The organism is Agromyces aureus (genome assembly GCF_001660485.1).
Classification (GTDB): domain Bacteria; phylum Actinomycetota; class Actinomycetes; order Actinomycetales; family Microbacteriaceae; genus Agromyces; species Agromyces aureus.
Genome location: NZ_CP013979.1, coordinates 1,742,269 through 1,768,434, shown reverse-complemented (window position 1 = coordinate 1,768,434; position 26,166 = coordinate 1,742,269). Strand labels below are relative to the sequence as shown.

The window sequence follows — 26,166 nt, the reverse complement described above, 5'->3', positions numbered from 1 at the left end:
GAGGCCTGCTGGAGGTCGAGCGCGAGCACGGCCACGCGGACCTCGGTCGCCGCATCCAGATGACGAGGCGGCTCGGCGAGACGGACGGCAGGACCGGCGGCGCGGGCGACCCGCCGACGCAGCGGCACGATGACGCGATGGCGGAGCCGCGCCGGCTCGCCTCAGCGATCTCAGCGCGGGACGATGCCGAACCGGCGCAGCGCGAGCGCGGGATTGACGCGGCGCACCGCGGCGATGCGCTCGGCCGAGACCCACGCGACCGCGACGTCGATCGTCTCGCCGACGGTCGCGAGCTCGACGCCCATCGGGTCGACGATCATGCTGTTGCCCGCCCCGACCGGCGGCGCGTGGTCGGCGGCGGCGACGTAGACCGTGTTCTCGAGCGCGCGCGCCGTGGTGAGCACGCGCCAGTGCGCCTCCTTCAGCGGGCCGCGCACCCACTCGGCGGGCATGCAGACCACCTCCGCGCCGGCGTCGACGATGCGACGCGTGACCTCGGGGAAGCGCGCGTCGTAGCAGGTCTGCAGGCCGAAGCGCAGGCCGCCGGCCTCGAACAGCTCGGGCTCCTCGATGACGCCCGGCACGACCCAGTCGGACTCGCGCTGCCCGAACGCGTCGTAGAGGTGCAGCTTGCGGTACGTCGCGACGACCCCGGCCCCGGGCGCGAGCGCGACGACCGTGTTCGCGACGCGCTCCCCGCCCTCGACGCGCTCGATCATGCCCGCGACGACGTGCACGTCGAGCCGATCGACGAGTGCGGCGAGCGCAGCCGTGAACACCCCGTCGACGTGTTCGGAGCGCTGGTACCACGAGGCATCCGGCTGGGGCGTGAAGTAGCTGGAGTACTCGGGGAACACGACGAGCCCCGCCCCGCGGGCCACCGCGAGCTCGGCGAGCCGCGTGATCTCGGCGAGGTTCGCCGCCGCGTCGGCGCCGGGCGCGAACTGGGCGATGGCGATGCCGAACCCGCCCGTGCCGGGCGCAGACCCTGCCGGCGTGCCGGCGGCATCCGTCTCCGTGCTCATGCTGCGATCACCGTGCTCATGCTGCGATGCTACGCACGTGCGGCGTCGAGCGCCTCGAGCGCCCACGCGTAGTGCCCGCCGAGGCACTCGTGCACGGGCTCGGCGAGCGGACCGCCGAGCCACTCGTGCCCGGTCGGGTCGAAGAGGTCGTCATCGCTCAGCGACTCGACGCGCGCGAGCACCGTGACGTGGCTCTCTCGCAGCCGTTCGCGCGCGGTCGCCAGCGTGCCGCCGTCGCGGTAGCGGTCGCGGAGCGCCAGGTTGAGCTCGTCGAGCTGCGCCCACGTGTACCCCTCGGCCGGGTAGGCGATCGGCTCCCCCGCCCGCTCGGCGTCGAGCCAGCCGAGCAGCAGCGCATGCCAGGCGGTGAGGTGGTCGATGAGGTCCCGGATGTCGCGGTCGCGCCCCTCACGCGGGAAGGGCGCCTCGCGCTCGGCCTTCGGGATGCGCTCGATGGCCTCGTCGAAGCGATGGAACCCGCGCACGGCGGCGGCCTCGAGTTGGACTCGGTTCGTCGGTACCGACATGGCCCAATGCTAGGCGGTCGCGCCGCGCGCGGCGGAGATGAGGTCGACGACGCGCTCGGGCTCGTCGATGCCCGTCGAGTAGACGTACGTCGCCGTGAACCCGAGGTCGGCGAGCTCGCGCACGGTGCCGGCGACGCCGTCGACGGTCGATTCGGGGTGCACGCGGATCATCGCGGTCTTCTCGATGTCGTCGTAGTCGCGCCCGACCGCGTCGCAATGCGCCCGCAGCACGTCGAGCTTGCGGCCCGACTCGGGTGTGAAGCCGATGTTGCACGCGTCGGCGTACTGCGCGACGAGCTTCAGCGTCTTGCGCTCGCCGCTGCCGCCGATCATGAGGTACGGATGCGGGCGGGTGATCGACTGCGGCGAGTTCAGCGTGCGGCCGAGCCGGTAGACCCCGCCCACGAACGGGTCGTCGGAGTCCGACCACATCGCGAGCGCGATCTGCAGCGTCTCCTCGAGTCGACGGAACCGCTCGGCGACCGGCGGGAACTCGAAGCCGAGCCCGTCGGATTCCTGCTCGTTCCAGGCGGCGCCGACGCCGAGTCCGACGCGGCCGCCCGAGAGCACGTCGAGGGTGGTCACCTGCTTCACGAGCAGCGCGGGCTCGCGGTAGATCACGCCCGTGACGAGCGTGTGCAGCAGCGCCTTCTCGGTGTTGGCCACGATGAAGCCCAGGGTCGCGTAGGCCTCGAGCATCTCGTGCTCGACCGGCCCGATGCCCGGGAGCTGCCAGAAGTGGTCCATGACCGTGATGCGCTCGATGCCCGACGCCTCGGCGTTGCGCACGTGTCGCGCGAGCGCCGGCCCGAGGTCTCGTGCGCCGGTGGTCCAGGTGTAGTCCGCGATGTGCAGTCCGAATTCCATGCCGATGCGCTCCGTCCTGTGACGTTCGGATGCCGCATCCGAACCCAGAGCGTCAGGCTACGCCCGCATCGGCGATCCGCTGCGCGAGCGTCCAGACGCGGGCTGCCGCCGCGGGGTCGTCGAGCCGCCGAGGGAGCGTCGTCGACACGGGCCGTCCCGACAGTTGGAAGAGACCCGACGGGGCGATGAGACGGCCTGGCGCGGCATCCGTCGTCAGCGCGGCCAAGGCCGGCTGGGCCGCCTGCGCGGGGGTGTTGCCCAGCCTTCGACTCAGGCGCCGCTGGTACGCGGGCGCCTTCGCGCGGAGGTCGGCGGCGATCGCCGTGTCGGGCGCGATGCCGGGATGGCAGAGACCGACCCGCAGCCCGTCGTCCGCATGGCGACGGCCGAGCTCGAGCGCGAAGAGCCCGAGCGCCAACTTCGACGAACCGTACGCCCGGAGCGGCGTGTAGCGCCCCGTCACGAACTCGTCGTCGAGATCGAGCCGAGCGGATGCCGCGGCCAGACTCCCCTGCACCGCGACCCGGGGCTCGGGCGAGGCCAGCAGCAGCGGGAGGATGCCGAGCACGAGCACCGCGTGCCCGAGGAAGTTCGTCTGGAAGTGCACCTCGTAGCCGTCGACGCTCATGTGCCGCTCGCGGTCGCCGAGCAGCACGACGCCCGCATTCAGCACGACGAGATCGATCGGGCGACCCTCGGCGAGCAGGGCCGCGACGAGCGCCTGCACGGAATCGAGCCGCGCGAGGTCGAGATCGACCAGTCGCAGGCGCGCATCGGGGTCGAGCTCGCGGATGCGCGACGCGGCGCGCTCGCCCTTCTCGACGTCGCGCACGGGCATGAGCACCTCGGCGCCCGCTCCGGCGAGCGCCCGCGCGATCTCGAGGCCGATGCCATCGCTCGCACCCGTCACGAGGGCCCGAGCCCCGCTCAGGTCGGGAAGCTGCACGGCACTCGCTCGGTCGACGCGAACCCCGGTCACGAGCCACCGCCGTCCGTGCCCGCCCCAGCCCGCGAGGTGCTCGATCGCCGCATGGCCGCAGCGTATCGGGGCCGCTCGGCGCGGTGCCTCCGGGCTGTCCCCGAGGCGGAGGCGCCGCCGTTGTGGGAAATGGAAATGGAGAGCACCCCTGTGCTCTCCACTCTCAGTTTAACGCCGGCAGGGGGCCTTGCCGCAAGGGCCCCCTCGTGGTGCAGAATGATCGACCGCCCACGAATCACCCGAGGAGAGACCCTGACCAGCACCGCATTCGACCTGCCCACTCGACTCGCCGCGAAGGCGGCGCCCGAGCTCATCGGAGACGACGAGGAGCACTTCGCCGCGATCGACGCGAGCATCGCACGCACGGTCGCCGAGACATCCGCCCGCCTCGACGACGTGCGTCGACAGCCCGGCGGCCACGGCCAGCAGGCGCTCGACCGCGACCTCGAGGTGCATCGGCTGACCGGGCTCCTTCGCACCATGGGGCGATTCGGCCTCGACCTGTGCCTCGGGCGCACGGTCGGCGACGGTATCGGCGACGACGACCTCGGCCAGGCTGCCGACTCCCCGACCTACATCGGCCGCGCGGGCCTGACCGACGATGCAGGGCGGCGCCTGCTCGTCGACTGGCGCTCCCCCGTGGCCGAGCCGTTCTTCGGTGCGACGCACGGCGACCCGATGGGCCTCGCGAGCCGTCGGCGCTACCGATGGGCGAACGGCCGCGTCACCGACTACTGGGACGAGGTGTTCACCACCGACGGGCTCGAGGGGCGCGTCGCACTCGACGACCAGTCGGCGTTCATCGCGAGCCTCGGCGGCAGCAGGTCGCCGCGCATGCGCGACGTGCTGAGCACGATCCAGGCCGATCAGGATGCGATCATCCGGGCGGGATCGCGCGGCGCGCTCGTCGTCGACGGCGGGCCGGGCACGGGCAAGACGGTCGTCGCACTGCACCGCACGGCCTACCTGCTCTACTCCGATCCGCGCCTCGGGCATCGGCGCGGCGGGGTGCTCTTCGTCGGTCCGCACCAGCCGTACCTCGACTACGTGGCCGACGTGCTGCCGAGCCTCGGCGAGGAGGGCGTCGCGACGTGCACCCTGCGCGATCTCGTGCCCGAGGGCGCGTCGGCGGGCGTCGAGCCCGACGTCGAGGTCGCACGCCTCAAGTCGTCGGCGCAGATCGTGCGGGCGATCGAGGCCGCCGTGCGTCACTACGAGGCACCCCCGACGCGCGGCCTCATGGTCGAGACGCCGTGGGCGGAGGTCTGGCTCGATCCGGCCGACTGGGCCGAGGCATTCGACGCCCCCGAGGCCGGCACGCCGCACAACGACGGTCGTGGGCAGGTGTGGGAGGCGCTCATCGGGATCCTCGCCGACAGCCACGACGAGATCGACGACGCCGTGACCGACGCCATGGTGCGCCGGGCGCTGCAGCAGAACGCCGAGCTGCGCACCATCTTCAACCGTGCATGGCCGCTGCTCGACGCCGCGGGCGTGGTCGGCGACCTGTGGACGGTTCCGGCGTACCTCCGCGCGTGCGCGCCGTGGCTCGAGCCCGCCGAGATCGAAGTGCTGCAGCGCGCCGACCCCACCGCATGGACGATCTCGGACCTGCCGTTGCTCGACGCGGCACGGCAGCGCATCGGCGACCCCGAGGCATCCGCCCGTCGCCGTCGTCGCGAGGCCGAGGCCGTGAGCGAGCGCGAGCAGATGGGCACGGTGATCGATCACCTCGTCGACGCGATGGAGCTCGACGACGGCGAGGGGCTCATGACCATGCTGCGCGGCGACGACGTGCGCCGCACGCTGCTCGAGCACACCACGGCGCCACCGGCCGATCCCGATGCGCTCGCGGGCCCGTTCGCGCACATCGTCGTCGACGAGGCTCAGGAGCTGACGGATGCCGAGTGGCAGATGCTGCTGCTGCGATGCCCGTCGCGCAGCTTCACGATCGTCGGCGACCGCGCGCAGGCCAGGCACGGGTTCACCGAATCGTGGACCGAGCGCCTCGCGCGCGTCGGGGTCGAGCGGGTGACGATCGCCTCGCTCAGCGTGAATTACCGAACTCCCGAGGAGGTCATGGCGGCGGCCGAGCCCGTCATCAGGGCCGTGCTGCCCGACGCGAACGTGCCGACCTCGGTTCGCCGCAGCGGGGTCCCGGTCGCGCACGGCCGAATCTCCGAACTCGACGCCGTGCTCGAGCGGTGGCTCGACGAGCACGACGACGGCCTGGCGTGCGTGATCTCGGTCGCGGGCGGAACCGAGGGCCAAGGCCGTCCAGGGCGAGCGGATGCCGCGGGCGGGCGGGCGTCGACCTCGCCCCGGGTGCGCCGGCTGACGCCCGAACTGGCGAAGGGACTCGAGTTCGACCTCGTCGTGCTCGTCGACCCCGATCGGTTCGGCGTGGGCATCGAGGGTGCGGTCGACCGCTACGTCGCCATGACGAGGGCCACGCAGCAGCTCGTGGTGCTGACGAGCGACCGACCCGCGGGCGATCGGCCCGCGAGCAGCTGACGGAACGCGTCCGAAACCCGCCACCACGGCGCCGGGCGTGTCGCCTGCGAACCCGCTACATTCGAACATGCGTTCGAATCAAGGGAGGGGCGACATGACGATCATGCTCGAAGCCGTATCGATCTGGGAGCAGGGCGGCGTACCGGTGAGGCTCGTGTTCCGGGGCGAGCGCTGGCGTCCGGTCGACACGCCGATCCCACTCGCACGCGAGCCCGAGACGCTGCCGGCTGCGGTCACCCACCCGCCCGCGCAGCAGCTCGGCTGGCGCATCCGGGCGTGCTCCGAGTCCGATGAGCTGGTCACCATCGACATCGTGCAGGTCGACGGCGGGTGGGTCGTCGACCACCTCTGGGCGTGATCGATATGACGCTCGGGGGCCGATTGCAAGGGGGCCGGTCCGCTCGCCCGCTGCCGGTAGCGTCGTCGTATGCCACTCTTCGGACCCCGTGAGCCCCGCATCATCCGCCTGCAGAACCCGTCGGTCGCACTGAAGGCCGACCGCGCGCCGTGGAGTCTGTGGGCCGACGGATTCGGGCGGCTCGCGATCCGGTCGATCCAGGCGATCGTCGTGGTCGCGATCGCCGCGGGCATCATCTTCGTGATCCAGTCGTTGACGCTCGTCACGATCCCGCTCGTGCTGGCGCTCATCTTCGCGAGCGCGTTCGCGCCCGCCATGCGGTGGATGCGCAGTCGCGGGGTGCCGTCGGTGCTCGCGACGCTCATCACGCTGCTCACGACCGTCGCCCTGCTCGGCGGGCTCGGCTGGCTCATCGTGTGGGCCGTGCGCGACCAGTGGGACGAACTGTACGCGCAGGCCCAAGACGGCTTCGCGCACTTCGCGGCCTGGGCGCAGGACCTGCCGTTCTTCCCGACGGCCGACCAGCTCGACGACTGGATCGACCAGCTCACGGCGTTCTTCACGAGCGCGCAGTTCGGCTCGGGGGCGATCGCCGGGGTGGGCGCCGTGGCGAGCTTCATCACGGGCTTCGTGCTGCTCGTGACGATCCTGTTCTTCTTCCTCAAGGACGGCCCGCAGATGTGGGAGTTCCTGCTGCGCCCCTTCCGCGGCGAGAACTACGCGCGTGCTCGCCGGGTCGGCGACAAGACGGTCTCCGTGCTCGGTTCGTACGTGCGCGGCACGGCCGCCGTCGCCGCGGTCGACGCCATCGGCATCTTCATCGGCCTGCTCATCCTGCAGGTGCCGCTGGCCCTGCCGCTCTCGGTGCTCGTGTTCGTGCTCGCGTTCATCCCGATCGTCGGCGCCACGGTCGCGGGCATCCTCGCGGCCCTCGTCGCGCTCGTCGCGAACGGATGGGTCAACGCCCTGTTCGTGGTCGGCGTGGTCGTGCTCGTCAACCAGCTCGAGGGCAACTTCCTGCAGCCCGTGCTCATGGGGCGCTCGATGAAGCTGCACGCCTTCGTGATCCTCGTCGCCCTGACCGTGGGCGCCGCACTCGGCGGCGTGCTCGGCGCGATCCTCGCCGTGCCCATCACGGCGGTGGCCTGGGGGGTGGTCCAGGTCTGGGACGGCCCCGCGCTGCCGGCGCGCTGGGCGCGGGCGAAACGACAGCCCGAGCGCGTCGGCTGATCGCATCGGCACCTCCGTTCCCGGCGATGACACACGAAATTCACCGTCATCAGGCCGTCTCGCTCTGGCGCGTCACCTCATCGCAGGCGTATCGTTCCCCCGAATCGAGCATTGGGGGATGACATGACGGATGTCGCGACGAAGCCGACGATCGTGCTGGTGCACGGAGCGTGGGCCGACGGATCGAGTTGGGACGCCGTGACCCGCGCGTTGCAGGCGCAGGGGTTCACGGTGCTCGTGCCGCCGAACCTGCTGCGCGGACTCACGGAAGACAGCGCGTACGTGGCGTCGTTCCTCGCGCAGCGCACGAGCGGGCCGGTCGTGCTCGTCGGGCACTCGTACGGCGGCGCGGTCATCACGAACGCCGGCACGGCCGGCGACGTGCGCGCGCTCGTCTACGTGAACGCGTTCGTGCCCGACGAGGGCGAGACCGTGGTGCAGCTGCTCGACGGGTCGACCTCGGCGCTCGGCGTCGCGGATCCGACGACGATCTTCGACATCGCCGGATACCCGGGCGCACCCGAAGGCGCCGCCGAGGTGTTCCTCAAGCCCGAGGTCGTGCACACCGCGTTCGCACCGGACCTCGACGAGGCGACCCGGTGGACCATCGCGGCCAGCCAGCGCCCGGCATCGCTCGTCGCCAACGTGACGCCGTCGGGGCCTCCCGCGTGGAGGTCGATCCCGAGCTGGGCGGTCATCGGCGTCGACGATCGCGTCATCCCGGCCGACGTGCTGCGGCGCATGGCCGCGCGCGCCGGCTCGACCGTGTCGGAGGTGCCGGGCTCCCACGTCTCGATGGTGTCGAACCCCGAGGCGTCGATCGCGGCGATCCTCGCTGCCGCGGCCACCGTCTGAACCACGAGCAGTTCGGGGGCGGTCAGGCGCCGCTTCGGGGCGCCTGACCGGCCGCGGCCACGACCTCTTCGGGCGGCGTGAGCGTGTGCGACGTCGAGGCGGCCGCGGCCGCGTACTCGAACTCGGTCGGCTTGCGCGTGACCCCGCGCGCGACGAGGAGCGCGAGCGCGATGCCGAGGACGCACCAGATGCCCATCGCGATCGACGACCAGGAGAAGGCGTCGGCGAGTGCCACGGGCTCGGAATCGCCCTCGGCGAGACGGCTCGCCGAGACCGATCCGTAGACCGAGGCCACGATCGCCGTCATCACGGCAGCGCCGACGTAGCGGGCCATGTTCGAGATGCCCGAGGCGGCGCCGACCTCGCGCGGTTCGACGCAGGCGGTCGAGATCGAGGAGCACGGGCCGTTCTGCAGGCTCATGCCGGCGGCGACGCCGATGAGCGGCAGGACGAACAACCCGTACGTCCACGATTCCGTCACGAACGCGAGCACCGCGAACGAGGCGGACATGATGATGAATCCGACCGCGATCGTGGTGCGCACGCCGATCCGACCGACGATCGGCGTGATGAGCGGGGCGAGCACGACGGCCGCCGCCGCGACCGGCAGCGTCGCCAGCCCGGCCTGGAAGGCGTCCATGTCGAGCGCCGCCGGGTTCTGGAAGTACAGGCTGACGATGAACATGATGCCGTTGACGGTTCCGGAGCCGAGCAGGATCGAGAGGGTCGCCCCCACGAGCACCTTGTTCTTGAGCAGGGCGAGGTCGAGCAGCGGGGCCTTGACGCTGCGCTCCACCAGCACGAACCCGATGGTCGCGCCGATCGTGATGGCGAAGCATCCGAGGGTCTGGATCGAACCCCAGCCCCACGCGCTGCCGTTCGTGAGCGCGAAGATGAGCGGGGCGAGGATCGCGGCGATGAGCACCGTTCCGGCGAAGTCGATCGACCGGGGCCGGGTCGGGTCGCTCGACTCGGCCACCGCGATGAGCGTGACCGGGATGCACAGCGCGGCGATCACCGCGTCGATCCAGAACAGCCCCTGCCAGCCGAGCGTCGAGGCGAGCAGTCCGCCGACCAGTGGACCGGCCGCAGCACCCACGGCGGATGCCGCACCCCAGAGGGTGACGGCCCGCATCTGCTCCTTGCCCGTGCTCGAGGCCGACAGCAGGCTCATGCCGCACGCGAGGATCGTCGCCCCCGCGGCGCCCTGGATGCATCGACCGGCGATGACGCCGATGCCCTCCTGCGAGAGCCCGATCAACACGCACGACGCGATGAAGAGGAGCAGGCCGCCGAGGAAGATCTTGCGGCGGCCGAACACGTCGCCGAGGGAGCCCGACGTGACGATCACGGCGGCACCGACGAGCGAGTAGCCCGTGACCGCCCATTGCAACGTGTCGGTCGGCGTGCCCGTGTCGGCCGAGATCGCCGGGATCAGGATCGACACCGCCGAGGTGTTCGCGTTCACCACCAACGCCGAGACGGATGTCGCGACCAGCGCCGCGAGTGCGCTGCGACGAGCGGTCGCAGAGACGGCCGGGCCTGCCTGAGCCGAAGTGTTGTCCCCCATGGGGAATTCCTACCATCGCAGGCGGACTCAGGGCCAGACCTCTCGGCGCGATCCTCGATCGGGACCGATGGCGGCCCGAACGAATCGGCGACCGCCCGCTGGTGCGGTGGGCGACAGAACTCCTCTTCGAACCGGTGAACGACTCGCACGAGTCCGTCGGCGCCTGGACCGAGCTGGATTGAGCACGCGTCTGAGACGATCGAGCTTTGGGAACCGGACCTTTCGGTCCACCAAAAAAGAGGTCGTGACCAGATTTCTCTGATCACGACCTCTTCTGCACGCCTTCGAAGATCTGTTCCTGATGCTTCGATGTGCTTCGGTTGCGGGGACAGGATTTGAACCTGCGACCTCTGGGTTATGAGCCCAGCGAGCTACCGAACTGCTCCACCCCGCGCCGTTGGCCAGTCGAACCGGCCTCCGCTCGACGATCGGGATCGTCGTTGCGCTTGGTCCAGTATACGTGCTCCGCGACCGGCCTCTGACCACGAGCCCGTCCTCCGCGGCGTCGACCGACCGACACCGTCCGGCCCGAGGACGGCCGAGGAATGCGACCGGCGTCAGAAGGTGCCGCCAGGGTAGACGCCTTCGGGGAGCACGAAGCACTCGGAGGCGGAGGTGATGTGGAGTTCATCGGATGCCGGGTACGGGGCGACGATGTAGTTCTCCTCGTTGTCGGGTGCGATCAATTGAATGATGATGGGGCTGCCTTCGGGAGCGTCCTCCTGCTCTCGCACGACGAAGCGATCGCTCTCCCGGAACCGGTCTGCGACAGAGCGTGCCAACGCGTCAGCGTCAGCCGATTCCGACAGGGTGAGAACGATACGGCCGGACCACTGATGCCGCGTCGCATCGCAACTGAGGAGAATCCCGTCGGCGGGCTCGTCCCTTGCGATGACCTGGTCGGCGTCGATGAGGTCGGCGATCTCTCGTTGCGTCTGTTGCGCCTCGGATTTCGCATCCTGCCAGGTCAGGTCGTCATCCAACGCGCCTCCGTCCGGTGCGCACCCGACGAGCGCCGTACCGCTGATGATGAGCATGATCGTCAGGATGCCGAACCGACGCGATCTCATCGCTTGACCATGCTGAGGACTGATTCGAGGACGGCGGCGTTCGCCGGCACGTTCCGGGTGATCAGATTGTGGTTGTCCAGGAGCACTCCAAACGCTCGCGCATCGATGGTGGTCTGCGGGTACCCCTGCACGTTGACCGTCTCCGTCGCATGCTCGAGGATCTCATCCTGCGGCCCCAGGAAGAATTCGCCATGCTCGAAGGCGGTGTGGTCGCGAGGGTTCCTGCCGTCCCAGACCACATCGAGGCTCTGTGCCGATTGAAGGAGATCTCGGTACGAGAGGTCCTGATACGCCGTCGTCGAGCCCGGTTCCCACTCGGGCAGCATGCCCGCGCCGGAGAGGGAGACGACCTTGTCGTAATGGGTGCCCGCCACCTCGGAGGAGGTGACGTTCGCGAGCCCCCAACTATGACCGATGGCGATCTGCTCACTGGCGCGGAGGGATGGATCCTGGCGCATTCCCTCCTCGAACGTGGCAAGTGTGCTTCCGGATGCTCGTCCGAAGCCCCGCACCGGGATCCTGCCAAGACCACCCCATCACGCGCCGCCGGAAAGCGCGGCGTCGAGATCGCCGAAGTCGTCGACGACCTTCGTCGGATGAGCCACCAGCTCGCTCAGCATCCGCTCGACGACGGATCGGCGGGCCTCGAGCAACGACGCGGTCTCGACGAGCGCTGATTCGACCAACGCAGACCCGAGAACACCGGCATCGACCTGAACGAGATCGCGTCGAAATGCGATGAGGTCGGCAGCGCGTCGGAGATCAGCTGAGAGCTGCTGAAGCGACGACCGCTCGATCGTGAGGTCCGCCATCACACTCCCCCGGGGTTCTGCGCACGTTGGCTAAATCCTATTGGGGACATCTGGAGTCGAGCGCACCTGTGCACAGGAGCGGAACGTGGAACGTCCGCGCCCGTGAACGTGCGACGGTCCGAACTGCGACGTTCGCGGCACGGTCGCGATGCCGGGTGCGAGTGGTGCGGCGTCTGCGCCCGTCGCCGTCGATCACGCCGGCGCGGAGACGGCCTTCTCTGCTCGGCTCTCCCGGCGCGTGAGGATGATCGCGAAGATCACGGCGACGATGCCCACGAGGATTCCCACGATGCCGGACAAGCCCCCGGGGGCGGCGAAGGAGGAGAAGTCCCAGAGCGCGTGCAGGGCCATCGCGAAGATCAACGTGCCGCTGACCCGTCGGAGCAAGTAGAGCACGGTGCCGATGAGGAACGTGATGCCGACCTGCGAGATGCCCGGCAGTCCGGTTCCGAAGAGCGTGTTGGGCAGGTGCAGGAGCCCGAAGAGCAGGGTGCTGAAGAACCACACGCCGAGTTCCCCGAAACGGCTCCGCAACGCGACGATCAATTGCCCGCGGGTGACGAGCTCCTCGTTGAAGCCGACGAGCAGGCTGCCGATCACGAGGAACACCCACATCAACGGGGTGACCCGTGAAGTGTCGCCGAACAGGCCGAGCACCGCGAGCAGGGCGAGGATGCCGGGGAAGATCCAGACCCAGGCCGGGAGGCGTTTCTTCGTCTCGAAGAGCGCGGGCCGCCACCATCCGTAGATCGAGACGATGATGATGATCACGATCGAGCCTGCTGCCAGTGGCGCGACATACCACTTCCAGAGGGTGTCCTCGCTGTCGCCGATGTGGTTGTAGTCGATGCCGTTGAAGATCCAGACGCCGTAGAACACGGCGAGGTAGAGGAGGTAGGCGAGGACGCCGAGCCAGACACGGGGCGCGATGCGAAGCGAGCGATCAGCGGTCATGCCCGAACAGTACCCGGACACGGTTTCCGGTTCGCCCTTTCTCGAGCGGCAAGTCGAATGGCGGCAACCTGCCTGCGTCATCGCATCGACGTCACCCCTTGACGTGGTGCGAATTGACGTGGTGCGAACCGCGCCGAACAGGTGCGCCTCCCGGGCGACCGAGAGGGCGCGGCTCGCTCTGCGGTGGCACGGACTCTGGCAGTGGTCCGCCGTTCGCGCGCAACGCTCGTGCCCGGAAGGGGATCACCATGCCCGCGGCATCGCGCTGCCCGTGATCCTCGACGTGTAGCGAGACGACGGCGTGGAGAATACGTGGGCCGGATCACGGAGCCGAGCACGACATCGACGGCGTCGCGCCGTCTGCCTCCAGCCCGTCCCGCGCTCCGGCGTTGAAGGGCTGCGCTGCACCCTTCACGAGGAGGTAGGTGGTCCCGCGCACACCAGTCGAGGTACGAGAGCCCCGCCGGGCAAAAAGAAAGAGGCCGTGACCAGATTTCTCTGGTCACGGCCTCTTCTGCCCATTTTCCGAAGATCAGAATCTGATTCTCCGATGGCGCCTCGGTTGCGGGGGCAGGATTTGAACCTACGACCTCTGGGTTATGAGCCCAGCGAGCTACCGAACTGCTCCACCCCGCGGCACAAGAGATAAACCTAGCATGGCCTACGAGGGCTCACAAATCGGGGCGGATGCCGCGCGCAGGCGCCGCGAGGCCGGGCCCGGGATCCTGATCCGGCCCGCGGCGGCATCCGCTCGGTCGCATGTTGCGACATATGCACATTCCTGTGCATTCACTATGGACGCCCGACAGCGACCTCCTCGATCCGTTGGGGTTCCCGCAGGATTTGTCAGGAATCCTTCCTAACCTCGACCCGGGTTGGTAGCGTCACCGCAATCGCACGCGCGTCGTGCCGTGCGGGCACACCGATCGATGAGGATTCACATGCCGAAGCGTCACCTGATCAGAACCGCGGTGCTCACCGCCGCTGCGACCGCACTCGTCGCGACCTCCGCCGTCTCCCCCGCGCTCGCCCATGGCGGCGACGGCCGCGGCGACCGCGACGACCGCGGCAGCCACGACCACGAGCGCGACCGGCACAAGGACAAGCGCAAGCACCCGCGCTCCGCCGGGCCCGAGGACATCAACGGCTATCGTGCCGTGGGGTATCTCATGGCCGATACGCCGGTGACGCGCGATTACCAGATCGCGGACCTGTTCACGACGGGCGCGATCAGGGACATCACGCACATCAACTACGCATTCGGCAACGTGACCTCGAACCTGACGTGCGAGATCACGAACACGCCGGGCGAGGGCGACGCGCAGAACGACTACCTCCGGCTCGTCTCGGCGGTCGACTCGGTCGACGGCCGCCAGGACTCGAAGAACCAGAAGCTCGCCGGCAACTTCAACCAGTTGCTGAAGCTGAAGCGGCAGAGCCCCGACACGAAGATCCTCGTCTCGCTGGGCGGGTGGACCTGGTCCGACAACTTCGCCGCAGCGGCAGCCACCCCCGAGAGCCGTGCGAAGCTCGTCTCGAGCTGCATCGACGTCTACCTGAAGGGCAACCTGCCGGTCGTCGGCAAGCAGGGCGGCAAGGGCGTCGCGAAGGGCATCTTCGACGGCATCGACATCGACTGGGAGTGGCCCGTCACGGGTGGCGAGGTGCCGAGTTCGAGTCCTGACCCCTCGGTCGACAAGGAGAACTTCCTGGCGCTCATGGAAGAGTTCCGCACGCAGCTCGACGCCTACGGTTCGAAGACCCGCGAGGACTACCTGCTCACGGCCTTCGCCCCGGCGGGCGGCTGGAATGCCGGACAGGGCGGATGGCTCGACCCCCGCCTGTTCGCCTCGGTCGACTTCCTCAACGTGCAGGGCTACGACTTCCACGGCGGCTGGGTTCCGAACACGACGGGGCACCAGGGCAACCTGCACCCCGACGGAACCGAGAACTGGGGCCTCGGCCTCGACGGCGCCGTCGGCATGTACCTGAACGCCGGCGCCGCGCCCGAGCAGCTCAATGCGGGGCTCGCGGCATACGGGACCGGCTGGACCGGGGTGACCGTCGGCGACGACGCCTGGCAGCCCGCCACCGGGTGGATCGGCACCAAGCCCTACTACGACCTGCGCCAGGTCGGCACCGGCTACTTCGACCCCGCCGTCGGAGCTTCGTGGCGCTACGACGCGGCGACGGGTGACTGGTGGAGCCTCGACGACCCCGCGTCGGTCACGGCGAAGGCCGAATGGCTCACGCAGGCCGGCTACGGCGGCGCCATGTGGTGGGACCTCTCTGGCGACTACCGCAACGAGCTTGGCGACTCGCTCGGCCACGCCCTGCGCGAAGCCCCCGAGGGCCCGCTCGACTGACGCGCCCTGCGCGTCAGCTCGGGCACGCATCGGGAGCGCACGAATGAACGCCGATGGCCGGCAGGGAATCCCTGCCGGCCATCGGTCGTGTTCGGACTACGGTTACTGGCCGCCGTCGGTGAGGGCCAGCATCTTGGCGATCGTCTCGGCGAGCTGCGCGTCGGCTGCGCCGTACGCCGCCCAGTCACCGTCGGCGAGGGCCGCCTGCTTGGCCTTCAGGAACCCGGACGCGTCGCGCAGCAGCTGCTGCATCTCGGCGCTCTGGCCCGTGGTGCCATCGGTCGGCGTCTCGGTGCCGTCGCCGGTGCCGTCGCCCTCAGTCGGCGTCTCGGGCGGAGCGTTCGGGTCGACCGCGTTGTCACCGGCATCGGCCCCGGAATCGCCGCCGAACAGCACGTCGAGCGCCAGGTCGAGGGTGTCCTGGAAGGCGATGTCGTCGCCGAACGCCACGAGCACCTTCTGCAGCAGCGGATAGCTCGTGTTGCCCGTGGACTTCACGAAGACCGGCTGCACGTAGAGCAGACCACCGCCGACGGGCACCGTGAGCAGGTTGCCGTTGATCACGTCGGACTGGCCCTGTTTCAGCAGGTTCAGCGACTGCGACACCGTGGGGTCGGAGTTGAACGTGGCCTGCACCTGACCCGGCCCGGGTACGTTGTCGTCTTCGGGCAGGGTCAGCAGCCTCAGCTTGCCGTACCCTTCGGCCCGTTTGCCGTCGGTGCTGCCGGCGTCGGCGTCGACCGCGAGGTAGCCGCGGAGCACGTTGCGGCTCTGCTCGCCGCTCGCCTCGGGGATGAACGTCGTGTACAGCGAGTACGACGGGGCGTCCTGGCCCGGCATCTGCATCGTCAGGTAGTACGGCGGCTGCAGCAGCGTGGTGTTGGCGGGCTCGGTCGGCTCCTTCGGGGTCGTCCACGCGTCTTCACGCGAGTAGAAGGCGCCCGCGTCGGTCACGTGGTAGCGACCCAGCACGGCGCGCTGCATCTTGAACAGGTCGGCCGGATAACGCACGTGGGTCATCAGGTCGCCCGACATCTCGCTCATCGGCTTGACCGTGGTGGGGAACACCTTCTGCCAGGTCTTGAGGATCGGGTCCTCGTCATCCCAGGCGTAGAGGGTCACCGAGCCGTCGTAGGCGTCGACCGTGGCCTTGACCGAGTTGCGGATGTAGTTGACCTCGTCGAACGGCAGGGTCTGAGGCAGGGTCTCGCTGTCGGCGATCGCCTCGCTCATGCTGACCTTGTTCGAGTACGGGTACTGGTCGGTCAGCGTGTACGCGTCGACGATCCAGACGACGCGACCGTCGACCACCGACGGGTACGCGTCGGAGTCGGGCGTGAGGTACGGGGCGGCCTTGCGCACGCGCTCGATCGGGTCGCGCTCGTAGAGGATCTGCGACGACGTGTTCACGGCGTCGGAGAGGAAGATCTGCTCCGACTGGAACTTCAGCGCGTAGACGAGCTTCGTGAAGATGTTGTCGAGCTTCGGGCCACCGTCGCCGGTGAACGTCGTCTGCGTCTGCTCGTCGTTCTCACCGCCGGCCGGGTAGTCGAGCTCGACGGGCTTGGTGCCCTCTGGCGCGCCCACGATCGAGTAGTCGGGCGAGGTCTCACCGAAGTAGACCCGCGGCTCGAACTCGCCGAGCGCACCCGTCGAGGGGATGCCGGACTGCAGGAACACCGGCTGGCCGCCGGCCGATCGCTGGTTGCCCGCCGCGGCCACGAGACCGTAGCCGTGCGTGTAGACGATGTGGGAGTTGTACCAGGTCTCGGCGTCGCCGAGGCCCGAGACCTTGAGGTCTCGCACCGCGACGACCGTGTCCTGCGTCTTGCCGTCGATCTCGTAGCGGTCGACGTCGAGCGCGTCGGGGAACTGGTAGTACTGGCGGAACTGCTCGAGCTGCTGGAACGCCGGGCTGATCACGAGCGGGTCCATGAGTCGGATGTTCGCCGTGGTCTCGGCGTCGGCGCGGAGCGCGCCGGGCTCGGCCGTGGTCTGCGCCTCGAACGGGATCTCCTCGGCGTCGGCGATGCCGTACGCGTCACGGGTGAGGTCGATGTTGCGCTGGATGTACTCCGCCTCGAGCGTGCGGGGGCTCGGGTCGACCTGGAACCGCTGCACGACCCACGGGTAGAGCGAGCCGATGAGCAGGCTCGACACGACGAGCAGGGCGACGCCCACGAGCGGCAGGCGCCAACGCCCGATGATCGCCGTCACGATGAACAGCACGGCCACGATCGCGGCTGCGACGGCGAGGATCTGGCGGCCGGGGATGACGGCGTTCACGTCGGTGTAGGCGGCACCCGTGATGAGGGAGCCCGTCTCGGTGACCGTCGCGTACTGGTCGAGCCAGATGCTGACGCCCTGCAGCAGCAGGTAGAGGCCGGCGGTGATCGCGATCTGCACGCGGGCCGACTTCGAGATGACGACCTCGCGGCCGTTCACGCGGATCGCGCCGTAGAGGTAGTTCGTGGCCGCGACGAGCAGCAGCGACAGCAGCACGACGGCCGAGGCGAAGCCCACGATCGAGCGGTAGAACGGCAGCTCGAAGACGTAGAAGCCGAGGTCGAACCCGAACTGCGGGTCGGTCGAGCCGAAGGGCGTGCGGTTCAGCCAGGTGAGGGTGAGGTCCCACCGGCTCGAGGTCGAGACGCCGGCGAAGATGCCGAGCACGACCGGCACGCCGTACATCGCGAGCCGGCGCAGGGGCTCGAAGACCTCCTGGTAGCGGTCGAGCTGCGAGTTGAACTTCGCGTAGACGGGCCGCGTGCGGTACGCGATCTGGATCGACGCCCACACGGGCACGGCCATCGCGAGGAACCCGATGATGAAGAGCACCGTGCGCGCGATCCACTGCGTGGTCAGCACCTCGAGGAACCCGAGCTGGTCGTACCAGAGCACGTCGGCGTAGAGTCCGGTGAACACGAAGAATGCGATCACCAGCACGGCCAACACCCCGATCGTCAGGGCGATCGGCGCACGACGGCGCGAAATCCTCGGTTCTTGCGGCTGTGTTGCTGACACTCTCGGGCCTCATTCGGTCGCGACGGGATCGAACCTCCATCCTACGTTCGCCGAGCAGGGCGGAAGCCGCGAGAGGGCGCCTTCCGGCTGGGAACTTCGTAACGAATGGCGGGTCGGATGCCGCGTGCCGCATGTGTCGGCGACGTGCGACGGTCAGGAGACCGGGCAGGTGGCGAAGTCGCCCATGTCCGCGCCCTCACCGGCGGCCTCGACGACCGCGCGGGCCTGGTCGAGGGTCTCGACGGCGAACACGTCGACGCCGTCGGGGATGTTGCCCGTGACCTCGTCGCAGTTCGACTCGGGTGCGAGGAACACGGTGGCACCGGCATCCTTCGCCCCCCAGAGCTTCTGGCGGATGCCGCCGATGGGCCCGACCGCACCCGCGGAGTCGATGGTGCCGGTGCCCGCGATGATCTCGCCGCCGGTCATGGCGCCCGGGGTCAGTTCGTCGACGATGCCGAGCGCGAACATCATGCCGGCGCTCGGGCCGCCCACGTCGTCGAGCTGGAGCTCGACGTCGATCGGGAACTCGTAGACCATGCGCACGCCCACGCCGAGCACGAAGACGCCGGAGTTGTCGGCCGGCGTGACCTCGAGTGGGACCTCGGCGCCGTCGCGCAGCACCCGCAACCGGGCGGGCTGATCGCCGCCGTTCTCCTGGACGGCCGCGCGCAATTCGTCGATCGAGTTCACGTCGACATCGTTCACGGCTTCGATCACGTCGTCGTCCTCGAGCACGCCCTCGGCCGGCGAGCCCTCGGCGATTCCGGAGACGGTGACCTCGCGCGGGAAGTCGTAGCCGAGCTCGACGAGCGCGGCGGCGATCGCGTCCTGCTGGGAGTCGACCATGGCGGCCGCGTTCTGCGCATCGCGGTCCTTGTCGGTCACGCCCGCGGGGAACACCGCCTCGACGGGGATGACCGACTGCCGGGTGTCGAACCAGGCCCGCATGACCTCGAACCAGCTGGGCGTCGCGCCTGGACGCCCGACGACCGAGACGGTGAGCAGGTTGAGCTCGCCCTCTGTGGGGTAGGTCGTCTCGTCGGGGATGGCGATGAGCGGGATCTCCTCGCCGTCGTGCTCGGCTGTGCCGAGCGTGTCGTACACGGGACCGGGTCGCTCGATGACGTAGGGCGAGGGCAGCAGCGCGAACAGCACGGCGATCACGACCGCGACCACGGCCGCCCAGCCGCCGAAGCGCTCGCGGAACGGGCGGGGCGCAGCGACGCGGGCCGGTTCGTCGAGGCTCGGCGAGTGGTCGTCGGCGAAGAGTGCCATCGATGGTTCCTTCCGGACGGTGCTGACGCCGAGATCCGCCGGATGCCGCGCCTGTTCGCGACAGGCGGACACCGGGAACGCCCAGCTTAAGCCATTTCCCAGCCTCGCGTCCGCACCGCGGCGCTACGGTGGAGAGAACTTGACTGGAGGTGGCTCACGTGGCCGAACGGGACGACGAGCCGGGCGACAAGAACTCCGAAGAGGAGTTCCGAGAGATGCTGCGCAATCTGCTCTCCGGCGGGGGCGGCATCGATCCGGCTCAGCTCGCGGGGGCCGCCGGCCTGCCGAACGATCCGGCGAGCGTGGCGGCACTCTTCAGCCAGCTCCAGCAGGCCATGAGCCACGCCGACGACGGCATCGACTGGAGCGCAGCCCTGCGCCAGGGCGAGCAGCGCGCGGCATCCGCTCAGCTGCAGGTCACCGACGAGGAGCGCGCGCGTCTCGACCAGGCCCTGCAGGTCGCCTCGCTCTGGCTCGACGAGGCCGTCGTGTTCGGTCGTCTGCCCGACTCCCCCGAACTGCTGACCCGCCGTGGCTGGGTCGCCGCGACGATGCCGATCTGGACCCAGCTCGCCGAGCCGGTCGCCCTCAGCATCGCCGACGCGCTGACCCGCGTCATGCGCGAGCAGGCGCCCGAAGAGATGCAGTCGATGATCGCCGGCGCGAGCAAGCTCATGCGCGGCATCGGCGGTGCGATGTTCGCCATGCAGCTCGGGCAGGTCGTCGGTCAGCTCGCGTCCGAGGTGGTCTCGGGCGGCGACGTCGGCATCCCGCTGCAGGCCGACGGCCGCGCGGCGCTCATCCCGCAGAACGTCGCCGAGTTCGGCGCCGATCTCGACATCCCGTCCAGCGAGATCGAGCTCTACCTCGCGGTGCGCGAGCTCGCGCACGCACGGCTCTTCCGTCACGCCCGCTGGCTCCGCCTGAACCTCATCAGCGCGATCACGGCCTACGCGCGCGGCATCGAGATCGACACCGAGCGTCTCGAGCAGCTCGCCGAGGGCTTCGACCCGTCGAACCCGACGAACACCGACGAGTTGCGTCACGCCGTCGAGTCCGGCGCACTCATCAGTGCGAAGAGCGGTCCCCAGCAGGAGGCGCTCGCGCGGCTGGAGACCATGCTCGCCCTCATCGAGGGCTGGGTCGACCAGGCCACCGCCGATGCGACGAGCCGCCTGCCGAAGTCCGACGCGATCGCCGAGACCATCCGCCGCCGTCGCGCCACGGGCGGCCCGGCCGAGTCGGCGTTCGCGACCCTCGTGGGCCTCGAGATCCGCCCCCGCCGCATGCGCGAGGCCGCGGCCATGTGGCGCGCGGTCACCGATGCGGTCGGCATCGAGGCGCGCGACGCGCTCTGGGCTCACCCCGACCTCCTGCCGACGAGCGAGGACCTCGACGACCCGACCAGCCTCATCGCGCGGCTCACGGGCGGCGAATCGGCCGTCAGCGAGGCCGATGAGGAGTTCGACCAGGCGCTCGAGGCGCTGCTTCGCGGCGAGACGCCCGCAGCGCCCGGCGAAGGCGGCGAGGCCCCCGACTCCGGCGATGGTCCGTCCCCGGTCTGAGCTTCGCACCCGGCTCCCCGACCGCGCCGCCGCATCCCGTCCTGTGGACGGATGCGGCGGCGCCGTCGTCGGATCGGGCATGCTCGCCGCATGACGCTCAGGTTGGACCCCGCACTCCCCCTCGTCTGGCGCACCCCCGACGACCTGCAGGTGGGCGCCGCGGCCCCGATCGCGGTGTTCGAGGGCGCGGGCGACGTCGAGACGGGCCTCATCGCGGCGCTGCGGCACGGCGTGCACCTCTCGACGCTCCTCACGATCGGCTCCGGCCTCGGCGCGTCGCCCGAACGCGTGCACGAGGTCGTCGACCGGTTGGCGGCGGGGTTCGTCGGGGATGACGACGACCGTGCCGGTGCGCGGGCCTCGGCGACGTCCCGAGCCGAGCACGGGCGAGCGGATGCCGCGGCCCGCCGCCCACGGACCGTCGCCGTCGACGGCACCGGCCCGCTCCCCGACCTCATCGCCGCGAACCTCTCGGCGCTCGGCCACGCGGTGATCCGGCTCCAGCCGCTCGCGCCCGGCGAGGCCGCGCACCCCGCGGACCTTCCCGGCCCGGACGTCGTCGTGATCGTCGCCGCCTGGGCCGTCACGCCCGCGCGGCACCTGCCATGGCTCCGCCGCGACCTGCCGCACCTCGCCGTCGTCGGCGACGACGCGGGCGTCCGCGTCGGCCCGTTCGTCGAGCCGGGTCGCGGCCCGTGCCTGCGTTGCCTCGACCTCGCGGCACGCGACGCGGATGCCGCCTGGCCCGTGATCGCCGCGCAGCTCGCCGGTCGACCGGCCCCTGTGGAACCCGCTCGCCTGCGCTTCGACGCTGCCGCGCTCGCGGCCGCCGCCGTCGACGACCGATTCGACGATCACGTCGATGCTGGGCTCGACGCTGCGCTTGGCGCTGTGCTCGAGGCGGGGTTCGGGGTCGGCTTCGGCGGGTCGGCCGGCACGCGGGCCGGCCATCGCCTGGCCGCGGCATCCGTCAGCTTCGACCGGCGGGGGTCGTCGGGTCGCCGACGCGAGCACGCGGAGCATCCGGAGTGCGGGTGCCGAGCTCCCGCAGGAATCGCGATTCCTCTCGCACTGCCCGCTGCTGACCGCCGAGACGGGCCCAGCTCAGCGACAGCCGTCGCCTGGCGCGCGTGACGCCCACGTAGAAGAGACGCCGCTCCTCGTCGATCGCGTCGAGCCCCTTCGCGTAGGCGATCGGGAGCATGCCCTCGGTCAGTCCGACGATGTGCACCTCGTCCCACTCGAGGCCCTTCGCCGAGTGCAGGGTCGCGAGCGTCACGGCCTGCACGGTCGGCTCGTGCTGCGCCTCGGCGCGAGCACGCAGGTCGTCGGCGAATGCGCGGAACGTCGTGCCGGGCTGGGCGTCGTCCACGAGCCGCGCGAGTGCGTTCAGCGACTCCCAGCGCCCGCGCACCGCTCCGGGGCCGTCGGGCGCCTGCGCGGTCCATCCGAGCGATCGCAGCACGTCGCTCACCGACTTGAAGAGCGGTTCGTTCGCGATCGTCAGGGCCGCGGCCCGCAGTGCCTGCACCGCCTGGCGCACCTCGGGCTGGTCGAAGAAGCGGACGTTGCCGCGGATCCGCGACGCGACGCCGACCTCGTCGAGCGCGTGCTCGAGCATCGCCGACTGCGAGTTGACGCGCATGAGCACGGCGATCTGCTCGGGTGCCGCGCCCGCGTCGATGCGGTTGCGGATCGCCGTCGCCACGCCGCGCGCCTCGGCGAGCTCGTCGGCGTAGGACGTGACCACGGGTTCCTCGCCGAGCTTCTCGGCGCTCGCCGCGCGAAGCTGCAGCGCGCCGGTGCGTCCGCGCATGAGGCGGTTGGCGGCCTCGACGATCGGCTCGATCGACCGGTAGTTGCGCTCGAGACGCACGACCGTGGCATCCGCGAATCGACGTTCGAACCCGAGCAGGTACTCCGGCGTCGCGCCCGCGAACGAGTAGATCGTCTGGCTCGCGTCGCCGACGACGCAGAGCTCGCTGCGATCGCCGAGCCACAGGTCGAGCAGGTGCTGCTGGGCCGGCGAGACGTCCTGGTACTCGTCGACGACGAAGTGGCGGTAGCTCTCGTGCACCTGCATGGCGACGGATGCCTCGGCCTCGACCATGCCGGAGGTGGCGAGCAGCACGTCCTCGAAGTCGAGCTGGCGCCGTTCGTCCTTGATGCGCTCGTACGCCGCCACCAGGTCGTGGAACTGGTCGGCTTCGAGCGTGCCAGGGGTGCCGCGCGCCGCCAGACGGGCCTCGTACGCCGCCGGCGTCAGCAGGCCGACCTTGCGCCATTCGATCTCGGCCGCGACGTCGCGGAGCGTGGGCTGGTCGACGCGCAGGCGGATCGACTCCGCCGCGGCACCCAGCAACCGGCCCTTGTACTCGAGCACCCGTGGTGCGCTGCCGCCCACGACGAGCGGCCAGAAGTGGTTCAGCTGCGCGAGCGCCGCCGCGTGGAACGTGCGCACCGGAACCCCGCCGGCGCCGAGCAGGCGGAGCCGCTCGCGCAGCTCGGCCGCCGCGCGCGACGTGAACGTGAGCGCCATCACCCTGGCCGGATCGTACGTTCCGCTCGCGACCCCGTAGGCGATGCGATGCGTGATCGCCCGGGTCTTGCCCGTTCCGGCACCGGCCAGGATGCACACCGGCCCGAGCAGGGCCTCGGCCGCGACGCGCTGCTCATCGTCGAGATCCGCGAGCAGAGGGTCGGATGCCGCGCTCACGCGCCCCAGCCCTGCGGCGACGCCTCGATCGGGCCGCCGAACCACGCTTCGAGCATCCACCCCGCGATCGAGGTGCGCCCCGGGAACCCGACCTCGGGCAGCGCGGCCGCGAGCTCCTCGCGACTGAACCAGCGGAGCTCGAGGATCTCCTCACCGTCGGGCACGGCCGAGGCCGCGGCCTCGGCCGACACCGCGCGGGCCGTGAACCCCAGCATGAGGCTCGCCGGGAACGGCCACGGCTGCGACGCGACGTAGGTCACGTCGACCACCTCGAGTCCGGCCTCCTCGCCGACCTCGCGCACGACCGCGGACTCGAGCGACTCGCCCGGCTCCACGAACCCCGCGAGCAGCGAGAAGCGGTTGGACTGCCACATGGCGTTCGAACCCAGGAGCACGCGATCGTCGGCATCGGTCACGAGCACGATCACCGCGGCATCCGTTCGGGGGAAGACCTGACCGCCGTCGTTCGTGCACCGACGCGACCAGCCCGACTCGATCGGCTCGGTCGGCGCGCCGCACCGCGGGCAGAACGCACTCGATCGGTGCCAGTTCGAGATCGCGACCGCCTGCGTGAAGAGGCCGGCGTCGCGGTCGGAGAGCATCGGCGCGGCCTGGCGGAGCCCGGCCCACCGCGCCTCCTCGGGTTCGAGCAGCGCGGCCGACGCGTCATCGAGCACCCACACCTCGATGGGAGCGCCCGCGTACGCGGACCCCTCGTCGTCGAGCGCGCGCCCGAGGTACACCCGCAGCACGACCGGCGCGGCCCCTTCGTCGGCGGAACCCGCAGCCGCGATCACCGAGGAGACCTCGGCCGGCGAACGCAGGTCGAGCACCGGCGGCGCGCCCTCGACCCGCTCCGTGAGCAGGGCGCGAGCGTCGTGCAGCAGGAGCACCCGGGCGTCGGGATCCGCGTCGAACCGCCCGGAGCGCGCTGCATCGCCGCGGCCGACGCCGTCGCGATCGAGGTGCGCCCGAGCGAGGGGCGGGGGTGTCGATTCGCGCACGGCGCCTCTCTCTCGCGTCGGGCCGGAGTCGGCGGCAAGGCGTGGCGCTCGCCGCGGTGACCGGATCACCTGCTTAAGCTGTTGGCCATGGCCAGACCCACACTCACTCTAGCCGCGTTGGCCACGGCGGCAGTCCCCGGCCTCGAGGTCTCCGCGGCCCGTCCTCGCACCAACGGTTCGGGCGGTGCGTTCGACGCCGTCGAGCTGCATGCGACCGACGGTCGCCACCTGATCATCCGCGTTCCCCGCACCCAGAGCGCCGAGACGGAGCAGTCCGCCGACCTCGTCGCGCTCCGGGCGATGACCACCGGCATCCGCTCGCGCCTCCCGTTCGGCGTGCCCGTCCTCCTCGGGCAGGCGCCGTTCGGCGGCACCCGCGCGATCGTGACGGAGTTCCTCGACGGCGACGTGCTGAGCGCCGACGACCTCACCGCCCACGACCGGATCGCAGAGTCGGTCGGCACGTCGATCGCGGCGATCCATTCGCTGCCCTCCGGGTTCGTCGGCGACGCCGGCCTCACCCGTGAGAGCGACGGCGAGGCCCGCGACTCGGTCGTCGAGCTCATCGGCCGCGCCTCCGACACCGGCCGGCTGCCCGCGGCGCTGCTGCGCCGCTGGGAGGAGGCCACCGACGACGAGTCGCTCTGGCGCTTCCGGTCGACGGTCGTCAACGGAGCACTCACCTCCGACTCCTTCATCGTCGACGAGGAACGCGTCTCAGCGATCCTCGGCTGGTCGGCGCTCGCGGTCGGCGATCCCGCCCGCGACCTGCACTGGCTGCTCACGTCGCGCGGGCCGTCCGCCGAGCGCGCCCTCGAGGCGTACATGGTGGGCCGCAGCGGGGGCGCCGACGGCGCGCTGCCGCAACGCGCCCTGCTCTACGGCGAGCTCGAGCTCGCCCGTTGGCTGCTGCACGGCGTCGAGGCGCGCGACGAGGCGATCATCGACGACGCGGTCGGCATGCTCGACGAGCTCGTCGCGAACGTGCACGACCGCACGACCGAGACGCTCTCGCACCACACGGGTCCGATCCTCACCGTCGACGGCGTCGAGCGGCTGCTCGACGAGACGCCCCGCACGACGCCCGCACGCGACGCTTCGAGCCCCGAGGTGTCGTCGGCACTGCTGACCGACAGCTACGACTTCTCGGAGTTCGAGTTGAGCGAACGCGGTGAACGCGCGCCCGTGCCGACCGACGCGACGGCGCCGATCCCGCTCGACCTCAGCGACTGGGGCGATGCGACGCCGAGCGACGGGTCCTCGAAGGATGCGGCCTCGAAGGATGCGGCCTCGAACGGTCGGTCGGATGCCGCGACTGGCGAGTCCGACGCCGACGAGCGTCCGAGCAGAACCGGGTCCTGATCGGGAGCTTCCTGATCGAGCGGTTCGACCGGTCGGGCACCGTGCCCCCTCGTCGGGTCTCGATGCGAGGACCCGAACGACCGTGCGTCC

General features: G+C 70.5%; 20 protein-coding genes and 2 tRNA genes. 7 read left to right on the top strand and 15 right to left on the bottom strand.

The window, feature by feature from the left end:
* Window positions 1-170 precede the first annotated feature (170 nt).
* The 4 genes from ATC03_RS07615 to ATC03_RS07600 are packed head-to-tail and all read right to left on the bottom strand — an operon-like array spanning window position 171 to window position 3,398.
* Complete coding sequence (locus tag ATC03_RS07615) at window positions 171-1,025, bottom strand: carbon-nitrogen hydrolase family protein (RefSeq protein WP_084003374.1); 855 nt, start codon at window positions 1,023-1,025, stop codon at window positions 171-173.
* A gap of 29 nt (window positions 1,026-1,054) precedes the next feature.
* Window positions 1,055-1,552, bottom strand: a complete 498-nt coding sequence (locus ATC03_RS07610) for a ClbS/DfsB family four-helix bundle protein (RefSeq protein WP_067875144.1) — start codon at window positions 1,550-1,552, stop codon at window positions 1,055-1,057.
* A 9-nt stretch (window positions 1,553-1,561) separates the two neighbouring features.
* Window positions 1,562-2,419 carry an LLM class F420-dependent oxidoreductase gene (locus ATC03_RS07605; protein ID WP_067875142.1) on the bottom strand — a complete coding sequence of 286 codons (858 nt, stop codon included), beginning with the start codon at window positions 2,417-2,419 and terminating at the stop codon, window positions 1,562-1,564.
* 52 nt (window positions 2,420-2,471) lie between these two features.
* Complete coding sequence (locus tag ATC03_RS07600; RefSeq protein WP_227820255.1) at window positions 2,472-3,398, bottom strand: SDR family NAD(P)-dependent oxidoreductase; 927 nt, start codon at window positions 3,396-3,398, stop codon at window positions 2,472-2,474.
* Between the two features lie 216 nt (window positions 3,399-3,614).
* Here ATC03_RS07600 and helR point away from each other — a divergent pair, with 216 nt between their 5' ends.
* From helR to ATC03_RS07580, 4 genes are all read left to right on the top strand, one after another.
* Window positions 3,615-5,912 carry an RNA polymerase recycling motor ATPase HelR gene (gene helR, locus ATC03_RS07595; protein ID WP_067875138.1) on the top strand — a complete coding sequence of 766 codons (2,298 nt, stop codon included), beginning with the start codon at window positions 3,615-3,617 and terminating at the stop codon, window positions 5,910-5,912.
* 94 nt (window positions 5,913-6,006) lie between these two features.
* Window positions 6,007-6,270, top strand: coding sequence for a hypothetical protein (locus ATC03_RS07590; protein ID WP_067875135.1), 264 nt, complete (start codon window positions 6,007-6,009; stop codon window positions 6,268-6,270).
* A 69-nt stretch (window positions 6,271-6,339) separates the two neighbouring features.
* A complete protein-coding gene (locus ATC03_RS07585; RefSeq protein ID WP_067875132.1) occupies window positions 6,340-7,500 on the top strand; it encodes an AI-2E family transporter in 1,161 nt (386 codons plus the stop codon).
* 123 nt (window positions 7,501-7,623) lie between these two features.
* The gene (locus tag ATC03_RS07580; RefSeq protein ID WP_067875128.1) at window positions 7,624-8,355 is read left to right on the top strand and encodes an alpha/beta fold hydrolase; all 732 of its coding nucleotides are present in this window, start codon (window positions 7,624-7,626) and stop codon (window positions 8,353-8,355) included.
* A 22-nt stretch (window positions 8,356-8,377) separates the two neighbouring features.
* On the opposite strand, the gene ATC03_RS07575 is transcribed toward ATC03_RS07580, so the two are convergent.
* The 7 genes from ATC03_RS07575 to ATC03_RS07545 all read right to left on the bottom strand — a co-directional run bounded on the left by ATC03_RS07575 (window position 8,378) and on the right by ATC03_RS07545 (window position 13,397).
* The gene (locus tag ATC03_RS07575) at window positions 8,378-9,925 is read right to left on the bottom strand and encodes an MFS transporter (RefSeq protein ID WP_067875125.1); all 1,548 of its coding nucleotides are present in this window, start codon (window positions 9,923-9,925) and stop codon (window positions 8,378-8,380) included.
* 320 nt (window positions 9,926-10,245) lie between these two features.
* Window positions 10,246-10,319 (bottom strand) — tRNA-Met (locus tag ATC03_RS07570).
* 163 nt (window positions 10,320-10,482) lie between these two features.
* Window positions 10,483-10,962 (bottom strand): hypothetical protein, encoded by a 480-nt coding sequence (locus ATC03_RS07565; RefSeq protein ID WP_152030894.1) that lies wholly within the window; start codon window positions 10,960-10,962, stop codon window positions 10,483-10,485.
* A 29-nt stretch (window positions 10,963-10,991) separates the two neighbouring features.
* On the bottom strand, window positions 10,992-11,453 hold the full coding sequence (locus ATC03_RS07560) for a hypothetical protein (RefSeq protein ID WP_067875119.1): 462 nt from the start codon (window positions 11,451-11,453) through the stop codon (window positions 10,992-10,994).
* Between the two features lie 78 nt (window positions 11,454-11,531).
* The gene (locus ATC03_RS20545) at window positions 11,532-11,681 is read right to left on the bottom strand and encodes a hypothetical protein (protein WP_156997174.1); all 150 of its coding nucleotides are present in this window, start codon (window positions 11,679-11,681) and stop codon (window positions 11,532-11,534) included.
* Window positions 11,682-11,999: 318 nt separating this feature from the next.
* Window positions 12,000-12,761 (bottom strand): CPBP family intramembrane glutamic endopeptidase, encoded by a 762-nt coding sequence (locus tag ATC03_RS07550; RefSeq protein ID WP_067875113.1) that lies wholly within the window; start codon window positions 12,759-12,761, stop codon window positions 12,000-12,002.
* Window positions 12,762-13,323: 562 nt separating this feature from the next.
* Window positions 13,324-13,397, bottom strand: a tRNA-Met gene (locus ATC03_RS07545).
* Between the two features lie 305 nt (window positions 13,398-13,702).
* Between ATC03_RS07545 and ATC03_RS07540 the strand changes: the two genes are divergently transcribed.
* Entirely contained in the window at window positions 13,703-15,127 is a 1,425-nt protein-coding gene (locus tag ATC03_RS07540; RefSeq protein ID WP_067875110.1) for a glycoside hydrolase family 18 protein, read from the top strand.
* A 102-nt stretch (window positions 15,128-15,229) separates the two neighbouring features.
* On the opposite strand, the gene ATC03_RS07535 is transcribed toward ATC03_RS07540, so the two are convergent.
* Both ATC03_RS07535 and ATC03_RS07530 read right to left on the bottom strand, forming a co-directional pair.
* Window positions 15,230-18,073: a UPF0182 family membrane protein gene (locus ATC03_RS07535; RefSeq protein ID WP_418118770.1), complete on the bottom strand. Its 2,844-nt coding sequence runs from the start codon at window positions 18,071-18,073 to the stop codon at window positions 15,230-15,232.
* A gap of 231 nt (window positions 18,074-18,304) precedes the next feature.
* On the bottom strand, window positions 18,305-19,429 hold the full coding sequence (locus ATC03_RS07530; protein WP_067875106.1) for a YlbL family protein: 1,125 nt from the start codon (window positions 19,427-19,429) through the stop codon (window positions 18,305-18,307).
* A 215-nt stretch (window positions 19,430-19,644) separates the two neighbouring features.
* Here ATC03_RS07530 and ATC03_RS07525 point away from each other — a divergent pair, with 215 nt between their 5' ends.
* Window positions 19,645-20,994 (top strand): zinc-dependent metalloprotease, encoded by a 1,350-nt coding sequence (locus tag ATC03_RS07525; RefSeq protein WP_084003705.1) that lies wholly within the window; start codon window positions 19,645-19,647, stop codon window positions 20,992-20,994.
* Window positions 20,995-21,964: 970 nt separating this feature from the next.
* Here ATC03_RS07525 and ATC03_RS07520 read toward each other — a convergent pair.
* On the bottom strand, window positions 21,965-23,719 hold the full coding sequence (locus tag ATC03_RS07520) for an ATP-dependent helicase (protein WP_418118895.1): 1,755 nt from the start codon (window positions 23,717-23,719) through the stop codon (window positions 21,965-21,967).
* Entirely contained in the window at window positions 23,707-24,714 is a 1,008-nt protein-coding gene (nudC, locus tag ATC03_RS07515) for an NAD(+) diphosphatase (protein WP_067875102.1), read from the bottom strand. The genes ATC03_RS07520 and nudC overlap by 13 nt, the downstream gene beginning before the upstream one ends.
* A gap of 117 nt (window positions 24,715-24,831) precedes the next feature.
* Here nudC and ATC03_RS07510 point away from each other — a divergent pair, with 117 nt between their 5' ends.
* Window positions 24,832-26,076: a phosphotransferase gene (locus ATC03_RS07510; RefSeq protein ID WP_067875097.1), complete on the top strand. Its 1,245-nt coding sequence runs from the start codon at window positions 24,832-24,834 to the stop codon at window positions 26,074-26,076.
* Window positions 26,077-26,166 lie beyond the last annotated feature (90 nt).

What these genes read in the sequence shown, in the direction of transcription:
- ATC03_RS07615 (WP_084003374.1), bottom strand. Translation starts at nt 1,025, where the DNA reads ATGAGCACGGAGACGGATGCCGCCGGCACGCCGGCAGGGTCTGCGCCC.
- ATC03_RS07610 (WP_067875144.1), bottom strand. Translation starts at nt 1,552, where the DNA reads ATGTCGGTACCGACGAACCGAGTCCAACTCGAGGCCGCCGCCGTGCGC.
- ATC03_RS07605 (WP_067875142.1), bottom strand. Translation starts at nt 2,419, where the DNA reads ATGGAATTCGGACTGCACATCGCGGACTACACCTGGACCACCGGCGCA.
- helR (WP_067875138.1), top strand. Translation starts at nt 3,615, where the DNA reads ATGATCGACCGCCCACGAATCACCCGAGGAGAGACCCTGACCAGCACC.
- ATC03_RS07590 (WP_067875135.1), top strand. Translation starts at nt 6,007, where the DNA reads ATGACGATCATGCTCGAAGCCGTATCGATCTGGGAGCAGGGCGGCGTA.
- ATC03_RS07585 (WP_067875132.1), top strand. Translation starts at nt 6,340, where the DNA reads ATGCCACTCTTCGGACCCCGTGAGCCCCGCATCATCCGCCTGCAGAAC.
- ATC03_RS07580 (WP_067875128.1), top strand. Translation starts at nt 7,624, where the DNA reads ATGACGGATGTCGCGACGAAGCCGACGATCGTGCTGGTGCACGGAGCG.
- ATC03_RS07575 (WP_067875125.1), bottom strand. Translation starts at nt 9,925, where the DNA reads ATGGGGGACAACACTTCGGCTCAGGCAGGCCCGGCCGTCTCTGCGACC.
- ATC03_RS07565 (WP_152030894.1), bottom strand. Translation starts at nt 10,962, where the DNA reads ATGCTCATCATCAGCGGTACGGCGCTCGTCGGGTGCGCACCGGACGGA.
- ATC03_RS07560 (WP_067875119.1), bottom strand. Translation starts at nt 11,453, where the DNA reads ATGCGCCAGGATCCATCCCTCCGCGCCAGTGAGCAGATCGCCATCGGT.
- ATC03_RS07550 (WP_067875113.1), bottom strand. Translation starts at nt 12,761, where the DNA reads ATGACCGCTGATCGCTCGCTTCGCATCGCGCCCCGTGTCTGGCTCGGC.
- ATC03_RS07540 (WP_067875110.1), top strand. Translation starts at nt 13,703, where the DNA reads ATGCCGAAGCGTCACCTGATCAGAACCGCGGTGCTCACCGCCGCTGCG.
- ATC03_RS07530 (WP_067875106.1), bottom strand. Translation starts at nt 19,429, where the DNA reads ATGGCACTCTTCGCCGACGACCACTCGCCGAGCCTCGACGAACCGGCC.
- ATC03_RS07525 (WP_084003705.1), top strand. Translation starts at nt 19,645, where the DNA reads ATGCTGCGCAATCTGCTCTCCGGCGGGGGCGGCATCGATCCGGCTCAG.